The sequence below is a fragment of the Streptomyces sp. NPDC007264 genome (assembly GCF_042869095.1).
In the GTDB taxonomy this organism is placed as follows: domain Bacteria; phylum Actinomycetota; class Actinomycetes; order Streptomycetales; family Streptomycetaceae; genus Streptomyces.
The window spans coordinates 123,860-132,758 of record NZ_JBIAFD010000020.1 but is presented as its reverse complement, the minus strand read 5'-3'; the positions used below and the strand labels follow the sequence as shown (position 1 = coordinate 132,758).

At 75.7% G+C, this 8,899-nt stretch carries 6 protein-coding genes; 4 read left to right on the top strand and 2 right to left on the bottom strand.

Annotation, left to right across the window (positions count from 1 at the left end; genetic code table 11):
- Positions 1 to 253 precede the first annotated feature (253 nt).
- Positions 254 to 1,021 carry an NPP1 family protein gene (locus tag ACFYMU_RS28635; RefSeq protein WP_388379057.1) on the top strand — a complete coding sequence of 256 codons (768 nt, stop codon included), beginning with the start codon at positions 254 to 256 and terminating at the stop codon, positions 1,019 to 1,021.
- A gap of 117 nt (positions 1,022 to 1,138) precedes the next feature.
- On the opposite strand, the gene ACFYMU_RS28630 is transcribed toward ACFYMU_RS28635, so the two are convergent.
- Both ACFYMU_RS28630 and ACFYMU_RS28625 read right to left on the bottom strand, forming a co-directional pair.
- A complete protein-coding gene (locus ACFYMU_RS28630) occupies positions 1,139 to 2,671 on the bottom strand; it encodes a C40 family peptidase (RefSeq protein WP_388379032.1) in 1,533 nt (510 codons plus the stop codon).
- A 265-nt stretch (positions 2,672 to 2,936) separates the two neighbouring features.
- Positions 2,937 to 3,182: a hypothetical protein gene (locus tag ACFYMU_RS28625; protein ID WP_388379029.1), complete on the bottom strand. Its 246-nt coding sequence runs from the start codon at positions 3,180 to 3,182 to the stop codon at positions 2,937 to 2,939.
- Here ACFYMU_RS28625 and ACFYMU_RS28620 point away from each other — a divergent pair.
- The 3 genes from ACFYMU_RS28620 to ACFYMU_RS28610 all read left to right on the top strand — a co-directional run bounded on the left by ACFYMU_RS28620 (position 3,166) and on the right by ACFYMU_RS28610 (position 8,881).
- Positions 3,166 to 3,642, top strand: a complete 477-nt coding sequence (locus ACFYMU_RS28620; RefSeq protein WP_388379026.1) for a hypothetical protein — start codon at positions 3,166 to 3,168, stop codon at positions 3,640 to 3,642. The two genes, ACFYMU_RS28625 and ACFYMU_RS28620, sit on opposite strands and share 17 nt — an antisense overlap.
- Before the next feature lie 53 nt (positions 3,643 to 3,695).
- Positions 3,696 to 8,294, top strand: coding sequence for an HAD-IC family P-type ATPase (locus tag ACFYMU_RS28615; RefSeq protein WP_388379023.1), 4,599 nt, complete (start codon positions 3,696 to 3,698; stop codon positions 8,292 to 8,294).
- An 80-nt stretch (positions 8,295 to 8,374) separates the two neighbouring features.
- On the top strand, positions 8,375 to 8,881 hold the full coding sequence (locus tag ACFYMU_RS28610) for an SRPBCC family protein (protein ID WP_388379020.1): 507 nt from the start codon (positions 8,375 to 8,377) through the stop codon (positions 8,879 to 8,881).
- The last annotated feature ends 18 nt before the right edge of the window (positions 8,882 to 8,899 follow it).

Genomic DNA, 8,899 nt, shown 5'->3' with positions numbered 1-8,899 from the left:
GGCTGCACACCTACAATCACCACCGCGGACACACCGCGCTGAAAGGCCAGCCACCCGCCAGCCGCGTTCCCAACCTCACAGGGCAATACACCTAGCGCCCCGGCACTGGCCGAGGGCGCCTGCCGCGCGGGGCGGAAGGAGGGGGCGTACACCGACGCTTGCCGCGTCGACCGGATGTCCGCGAGATTGTTCCGGGCATGCCAATGCCGCATGCCCGCCCCCCACCGCGGTCCATCTGGAGGACGCAGTGACAGTGAACAAGGCCTCGCGCTTCCGCAGGGCGTCGCTCGTCGTCGGCGGCGCCGTCGCGCTCGTGGTCGCCCTCCCCGGCGTCGCGCTCGCGGATCCGCCGAAGGCGCTGCCCGCCAACGCCGACGGCCTGGAGCAGACGTTCCAGCCGGCCTACGACTACGACACCGACGGCTGCTACTCCACACCCGCCATCGGTCCCGACGGAACCCTCAACGGCGGCCTCAAGCCGAGCGGGGCGCTCAACGGTTCGTGCCATGACGCCTCGGACCTCGACAACACCAACGGGTACTCCCGTTACACCTGCAACAACGGCTGGTGCGCCGTCATCTACGGTCTGTACTTCGAGAAGGACCAGGCGGTCGCCGGCAGCGGCCTCGGCGGACACCGGCACGACTGGGAGCACGTGGTCGTGTGGGTGCAGAACAACGAGGCCCGCTACGTCTCCACGTCCGCCCACGGCGACTTCCACGTCTACGGCCGTGACCAGATCCGCTGGGACGGCACCCATCCCAAGATCGTCTACCACAAGGACGGCATCAGCACCCACTGCTTCCGTCCCGCGAACGGCAACGACGAACCGCCCGAGAACCACCACCACACCTGGCAGTTCCCCGCCCTGGTCGGCTGGAACGGCTACCCGCCGGGGCTGCGCGACAAGCTGAGCCAGGCCGATTTCGGCAGCGCCCACTTCGGCCTGAAGGACGGCGCCTTCGCCTCCCATCTCGCGAAGGCCCAACCGTCCGGCGTCACCTTCGACCCCAACGCCTGACCCGCCGGGGGAAGGCCCCGCCGGCCGGTTCGGCCGGCGGGTTCGTCGCCCGGCCGCGGCACCTGCGCCGCGGCCGGGTGGCGATGCGGCCGGTGCGACCCGAGCGACGGCCAGGGCTCAGGCCGGCCGTACGGCCCCGTGGACCACCGGAGTTCCGGGGTGGAAGACCGGCTCCTCGCGTATGAACGCCCCGGGACCCGGAGCGTGGATCATCATGCCGTTGCCGACGCAGAGCCCCACGTGGCCGGCCCGGCCGGCGTCGTCCTGGAAGAAGACCAGGTCACCGGGTTGCAGAGCGGTCGGCGGGACGGCCACGCCGACGGCTGCCTGGTCCTGCGCGGAGCGCGGGAGGGTGACTCCCGCGGCCCGCCAGGCGGCCTGGACGAGCCCGGAGGCGTCGTACGACTCGGGTCCGCTCGCGCCCCAGACGCACGGCCTGCCGATCTGCGCACGAGCGAAGGCGAGCGCCTTCGCGGCCTTCGTGTCGTACCCGGGGGCGGGGATGCCGACGGTGGCGGGCGGGTGGGCGGGGCCGGAGGTGAAGGGGCCGGAGGTGAAGGGGCCGGAGGTGAAGGGACCAGAAGTGAAGGGACCGGAGGCGAAGGGACCGGGGTCGGTGAACGCCTGAGTGCCGACGAGTGGTGCGGCGCCTGCCAGGGGGGCGGTGCCTGCTGGAGAGGCGGTGCCCGAGAACGGTGCGGTGTCGATCGGGGATCCGGTGCCGGTGAGCGGCGCGGGGTGGATCGCGGGTCCGGCGCCGGTGAGTGATGCGGTGTCGAGGAGTGGGGCGAGGCCGACGAGTGAGCCGGTGTCGGTGAAGGCATCGGTGCGGGGGACGCTCTCGCCGGCGTACGCACCGGCGGCGTACGCATCGGCGGCGGGGGGAGCCGCGACGGCGACGGGACCGCCGGTGCCTGCGGACATGCCCGCCGGCTCGGTGCCGACGGGGGCGGGCGGCTGCGGCCACCACGCCGCCTGCGGAGCCTCGACGGCCGCGAGCGGTGTGCTGCGCTGCGCGGCGTGCCCGGCCAGCACCTCGCGAGCCGCGAACAGCTTGCGCTGGTTCTGCTCCTTCAGCGTCCGCACGGGCGAGGGCCGCGCGGCGGCGGGGGGAGCGGCGGGCGGCGCGGGCAGGGCCTTGGGGGCCTCCGGCCGTCTCTCGGGCGCGGCGGCGGGCAACGCGGCCAGGGGCCGGGCGGTCAGCTCGGCCCGGGGCGCGGCGGCCGCCCCGGTGGCCGTCCCGCCGGTCAGCTCCAGGGCGGGCCGTCCGGCCGCCTCCAGCTCACGGCCGGTCAGGTCGCCCCCCGGACGCTTCGCCGGGCTCGCGGGCCTGGCATCCGCCGGGCTCGCCGGCCGGGCTGCCGGGCGGCCGGGCATCCTGTCCGCGGGCAGCACCGCGGGAACCGTCGGGCCCAGGGTGGAGCGCGCCACGTCGAACCACTGCCGGGCGACGCTGTCGAGGGTGGGATCGGTACCCCTGCGTCCTCCGCCGGGCACAGGGTTGACGCGCCCCCGCGTCCCGGCCGTCATCGCGCGGGTCGCGTTGTAGTTCCCGGTGGCGGTCTCGGCCTGGTCGTAGAGGGAGTGGATCCGCTGCCGGACCTCGGCGCGACTCGGTCCGTCCGAGCGCGGGGTCTGCTCCGGCGCCATGGGAACGTGCTCCTTCCGTGCTCCGCCTACCGGGTCGGCTGCCGGGCACGGGCAGACGGTGCCGGAGGTGTGCCCAACGGCCTTGCTCTGCCGGGCAGTTCGGGTGCCACGGATCGGCGGAGGCCGCGCGACCCGGCGAGGTTCGCCGGAGCGAGTCGTGCTGCCCGCCGGTCAACCTAGCCAACGTGTGTGCCTCGTGTGAAGATTGAAGCGCGATATGTCCGATACATAATTGTGACTTTCGCCCTGACGTTCCCACAGGGTGTCAGGAGGAGGCCGAGGGCGGTGCCGGTGAGCCGCCCCGCCGGAGCGCGGCGTAGCCGATGCCGAAGCCCAGGGCCACCGGCCACTCGAGGGCACCCGCGACGGCCAGCACGCCGAGGCCGGCGTACAGGGGCAGGCCGCGTTCGGCGGGCAGTGCGCGGCGGGCGGCGGCCACCGCGCCGACGAGGTGCGTGGTGGTCCGGCCGAGCCCCGGCACGGTGAGGGTGATCGTGCGCGCACCGGACACGGCGGCCGGCTGCCTGCCGGCGGCCGGTTCGCCCGCGGGCCTGCCCACGGGTTTCGCCGTCGGCCTCGTCACAGGCTTCTTCGACGCCCTCTTCGACGCCTTTTTCGACGGCTTCGTCGTCGCGCGCTTCGTCGGGCTCGTCGTCGAGCTCTTCGTGGCGCGCTTCGTCGGGCCCTTCGTCGGGCTCGTCGTCGGGCTCTTCGGCGGGCTCTTCACGGCCGGCCCGCGTCCGGCTCGCTGCCCGGTGCGCGTCGTGGAGGCGGCGGGGCGTGACACCTTCGTACCCCTCGTACCCGTACGTTTCCCGGCGGTCTTCGGCGTGGTCACGGTTCACATCCGTTCCTGGGTCCCGGACTTCGCCCCCCGGCACGGCAGACGCTACCCGCGGCGCGGGGAGGCGGCGAGCCGGGAAGCCGTTCGGATCAGCCCGCCGGGCGGGAGCGGTCGCGCCGGGTCATGATCGGATCCGGACGAGGGATCGGCTGCTCGGGAGGTGGCAGGCGGATGTCGCACATGTCAGTGGCACGCCTGCCCCTGCTGGGGTCACTGGCCGGGGGCCTGGCGGGCGGCGTGAGCGCGGGAGTGCACGGCGCCGCGGACGTGGCGGCCACGCTGTTCGGACTTCGCCGGCGCGACGTGTGGTCGCGACCGGGGCGCTGCCACATCGAGGTGCGAGGGGTGCAGGGCCCCCGCGGGACATGGGTGATCCGCACCTTGGAGCGGGAGCTGGAGGAGCATCCCGGCGTGCTGTGGGCACGGGTGAACGCCCCGGCGGAGCGGGTCGTCGTCGAACTGGCCTCGCCGCCGCCACCGCTGCAGGAACTGGTCCGGATCATCGCCCACGTGGAGGCCCACGGGGCCGCCGCCACCGCGGAGGGCGGGCAGGGCCCGTACGACGCATGGTGCCCGGAGCCGCATCATCCCTGCGAGGCGCCGCGCAGACGGCCGACGCTTCCGGTGTTGGCGGCGGACGTCGCGGGGCTGTTCCTCACGGTGGCCACGCGGCTGTCGCCGTGGACGCCGCTGCCGGCGGAGGTGGGAGCACTGGCCACCGCCGTCCAGTTCCGGCCCTGGCTGCGCGGGCCGGCGCCTTCGGACCGCACGGACCACGAGCGTCCCGCTTCCGTGGTGCCGATGCTCAATGCGATCGTCCAGGGCGTGGCCACACGCGGGGGAGGACTGGTGCTCGACGCCGCGCAGCGCATCGCGCAGTGGCGCGAGGCGAACGCGGCCCTCGATGCGTGGGTGGAGGCAGAGCCGCGGCTGGTGCGGGGGCCGCAGGACGCCCGGGCCGAGCCGATCGTGGTGGAACGCCCGCGGGCGCACCAGGACGTGACGGCGCGTTACGCCGAACGGGCCGTGCGGGCCGGCGCCGCCGTCGGCGCCCTGGCCGTCCCCCAGGCGGGACCACGACGCGCGCTGGCGGTCGCGTTGGCCGGTATGCCGAAGGCACCCGAGGCCGGACGGGAGGGATTCGCCACCAGCCTCGGCCGGTTCCTCGCGCTGCGCGGCACGGTGGCCATGGACCGCAGCGCGCTGCGACGCCTGGGCCAGGTGGACACCGTGATCCTGGACGCGGAGGCGCTGCGCAGCGGCAGGTACGAACTGACCGACCTGACGCTGCTCGGCGACAGCCGGCCCGACCAGGTCTCCGACCCGCTCTTCGCCCTGTTCGACCCGGCTGCGCCCGCCCGGGTCCGGCACGACGGCGAGGGCTGGACGCTCGGCCCGTTGGAGGACCTGGACCTCACCGGCCGCACCGGGCGCGGCGCGGCGGACCGGCTGCGGCGGCGCGGCAGCGAACGGGTGCTGGGCCTCGCCTTCCGGCGGCGCCTGGTGGCCGTGGCGGGGGTGGCGATGCACACCCTCCCGGGCGCCCAGGCCCTCGCGGCGGCGGCCCGCCGCTCGGGGATCCGCGTGGTCCTCGCCGGTGACCGGCCCGACCCGCAGCTCGGCTTCGTCGACGCGATGGTGCCCACGGGGGGCCGGCTGGTGGCCTCGGTGCGCGCGCTGCAGGCGGACGGCGCCGTGGTGCTGCTCGTGTCGGGGAACCGCCGCGCGCTGGGAGCGTCCGACTGCGGCATCGGGGTCCACCCGGAAGGGCAGCCACCGCCCTGGGGGGCCCACCTGCTGGTGGGCAGTGATCTGGACTCGGTCGCGCTGATCCTGGCGGGCGTCGGCGTGGCCCGCCAGGTCGACCACGACAGCGCGTTGCTGGCCGCGAGCGGCAGCGGCATCGGCGCGGTCGCCGCGATGCGTGCACCGGCCCAGGAGGCGTGCTCGCGCGGGCAGGCGGCGTGCAACACCGCCGGGGGCATCGCCTTCTGTCTGGGCGTCTGGCGCGCCCGGCAGCTGTGCTCACGCCCCGTCAGTCCGTCCGCGGAGACCGTCCCATGGCATCTGATGCCGCCGCACCGGGTCCTGGAGCGGCTGCGCACCGGCGTCGACGGGCTCTCCCCGGAGGAGGCCGCGGCCCGGGCCCGGGGCCCGAAGGGGACGGGCGCGGCACCGCGCACCACGTTGCTCTCGGCGTTCGTCGAGGAGCTGGCGAACCCGCTGACACCCGTGCTCGCCGGCGGGGCGGCGCTGGCCGCCGCCGTGGGATCCCGGACGGACGCCGCGCTGGTCGCCCTGGTCACCGCCACCTCGGCGCTGGTCGGCGGCGTCCAGCGGGTGGGTACCGAGCACGCCCTCGCCGAACTGACCGCGCGTTCCGCGGTCGGGGCGCGGGTGCGGCGTGGGGGCGCCGAGCGGCTGGTCACCGCGGAGGACCTGGTGCCGGGGGACGTCGTCCTGCTGAGGCCGCAGGACGTGGTGCCTGCCGACTGCCGTCTGCTGGAGGCCGAGGGACTGGAGGCCGACGAGTCGTCGCTGACCGGCGAGTCGCTGCCCGCGGCCAAGGACCCGGCGCCCGTGGTCGCCTCGCACCTGACCGAGCGCCGCTCGATGCTCTACGAGGGCACGACCGTCTCGTCCGGGGAGGCCGTCGCCGTGGTGGTGGCCACCGGGACGGCCACCGAGGCCGGGCGCACCATGGCCACCGCGCGGGAGGCCGCGCCGGCGACCGGCGTCGAGGCGCGGCTGTCGTCGCTGACGAAGGCCAGCCTGCCCGTGGCGACGGCCTCCGCGGTGGCGGTGGCCGGAGCGGGACTGGTGCACGGGCGCCCCCTCGCCGAGAGCCTGGCCTCGGCGGTGAACCTCGCCGTCGCCTCGGTACCCGAAGGGCTGCCGTTCCTGGTCAACGCGGCCCAGCTGGCCTCCGCGCGCCGCCTGGCCGAGCACGGCGCGCTGGTGCGCAATCCCCGCACCATCGAGGCGCTGGGCCGGGCCGACGTGCTGTGCTTCGACAAGACCGGCACCCTCACCGAGGGCGACCTCCAGCTCGTCGCGGTCGGCGACGGGGAGCGGACCGTCCCGCTCGCCCGGCTCGGCCTGCGGCACAAGGCGGTCCTGGCCGCCGCGCTGCGGGCCACCCCCGCCGCCCGGCAGTCCGAGCCGATGGCCCACCAGACCGATCGGGCGGTCGACGCGGGGGCCCGCCGGGCACGGGTGTCGGTCGGCCGCGGGGCGCCCCGCTGGCGGCGTTCCGGCACTCTGCCGTTCGACCCGTCCCGTGCCTACCACGCCACCACCGGCCGCACCGCCGGCTCCACCCGGCTCAGCGTCAAGGGAGCCCCCGAGACCGTGCTGGCACGCTGCCGGCGCAGGCTGCTGAACGGGACGGAGACCGCGCTCGACCGCACCGGACGCACGGCCCTGACCGTGGAGGTCGAGAAACTCGCCGGGGCCGGCCGCCGTGTCCTCGCCGTGGCCGAACGGACCCTGCGGCCGGGGGAGGAACTCGCCGACGACGCGGTACGGGACCTCGTCTTCGTCGGCTTCGTCGTGCTGGCCGACCCGGTGCGCCCCGGGGCGGCGCCGGCCACCGCCCGGCTGCGTGCGGCCGGAGTGCACACGGTCCTGCTCACCGGGGACCACGCCGCCACCGCCGAGGCCATCGCCACGTCGGTGACCGGCGAGCCGGACCCGACGGTGTGCACCGGGCCGGAGCTGGACGCGCTCGACGACGACGCGCTCGACGCGCTGCTGCCGACGGTGGACGTCGTCGCCCGGTGCACCCCGCACCACAAGGTCCGCATCGTCCAGGCGTTCCAGCGTCTCGGACGGGTCGTGGCGATGACCGGCGACGGCGCCAACGACGCCCCGGCCATCCGCCTCGCCGACGTCGGCATCGCCCTGGGGCGCCGCGGCACCCCGGCGGCCACGGCCGCCGCCGACCTGGTCATCGGTGACGACCGGCTGGAGACGATCGTCACCGCCCTGACCGAGGGCCGGGCGATGTGGACCTCCGTCAGGACCGCGCTCGCCATCCTGATCGGCGGCAACCTCGGCGAGGTCACCTTCGGCGTGCTGGCCTCCGCGACGGCCGGCAGCTCACCGCTGGGCGCCCGCCAGATCATGCTGGTGAACCTCCTCACGGACCTCGCCCCGGCGCTGTCCATCGCCGTGCGCACCCCGGCCGAGAGCACCGGGGAAGAGCTCCTCCGGGAGGGCCCCCACCACTCGCTGGGCATCGCACTCACCCAGGAGATGCTGCAGCGCGGACTCACCACCGCGCTGGGCGCCGGGCTGGCCTGGACGGCCGCCCGTTTCACCGGCACGCGGCGCCGCGCCGGCACGGTGGCGCTGGTGGCCGTGGTCGGCACGCAGCTCGCGCAGACCCTCACCAGTGGCGGTGCGGACCGCCAGGTGCTCGCCGCCACCGTGGGTTCGGCCGCCGTGCTCGTCGGCATCGTCCAGACCCCGGGCATCAGCCGGTTCTTCGGATCCACCCCTCTGGGCCCGGTCGGCTGGGGCATCGCCCTGACGGCCATCACCACCGCCACGCTCCTCCACCCGGCGCTGAGGCCGCTCTCGGAGCGCCTGGCCCGCACGGGATGGCTGGCGGCCGCGGTCGAGGGCACCGGCGAGAGCGGGCCGCCGCCGTCCGCACCGGCCGCCCTCGCCGCGGTCCCGGCCGCCTGGCTGACCGGGGCCCTGTCCCGCCTCGGCCTGCTGCCCCCGGGACCCGGCGCCACGGTCGTCCAGGGACAGGAGCGCCCGCTCGGTTGATCCGGGCGGCAGCGGGCACTCGGCACGTGCTCACGTGCTCGGAGCGCGCTCATGCGCTCGGGCAGGAACGGGAGGCGTGTGTGGCTGTCCGCCATCGTCTGATCAGGGCGAGTCCGCAGGCGGTCTGGGCCGTGCTGGCGGACGGCACCCGCTACGCGCAATGGGTGGTGGGCACGGCGGCGTCGCAGCCGGCGCGGGGCCGGTGGCCGCAGGTGGATTCCACGATCCGCTTCGAGGTCCGGCTGGGGCCGTTCCGCCTGGCCGACGAGACGGTCGTCCGGCACTGCGAGGAAGAGAGCGTCCTGGAGCTGGAGGCCCACGCCGGCCGCCTGGGCACGGCGCGGATCGCCGTCGAGCTGCGCCCCTGGGGCCCGTACAGCCTGGTCATCGTCGACGAGCACCCCCTGCAGGGTGCCGCCGGGGTGCTGCACAACGTCGGCGTGGAGGTACTCATCCAGCTGCGCCACCGAGCGATGCTGGCCCGGCTGGCCCGGCTGGCCCGGCTGGCCCGGCTGGCCCGGCTGGCCCGGCTGGCCCGGCTGGCCCGGCTGTGCGAGGCCGACGGTGACCGGCGTCCAGGCGACTGACCCGGGCGTGGCACGACG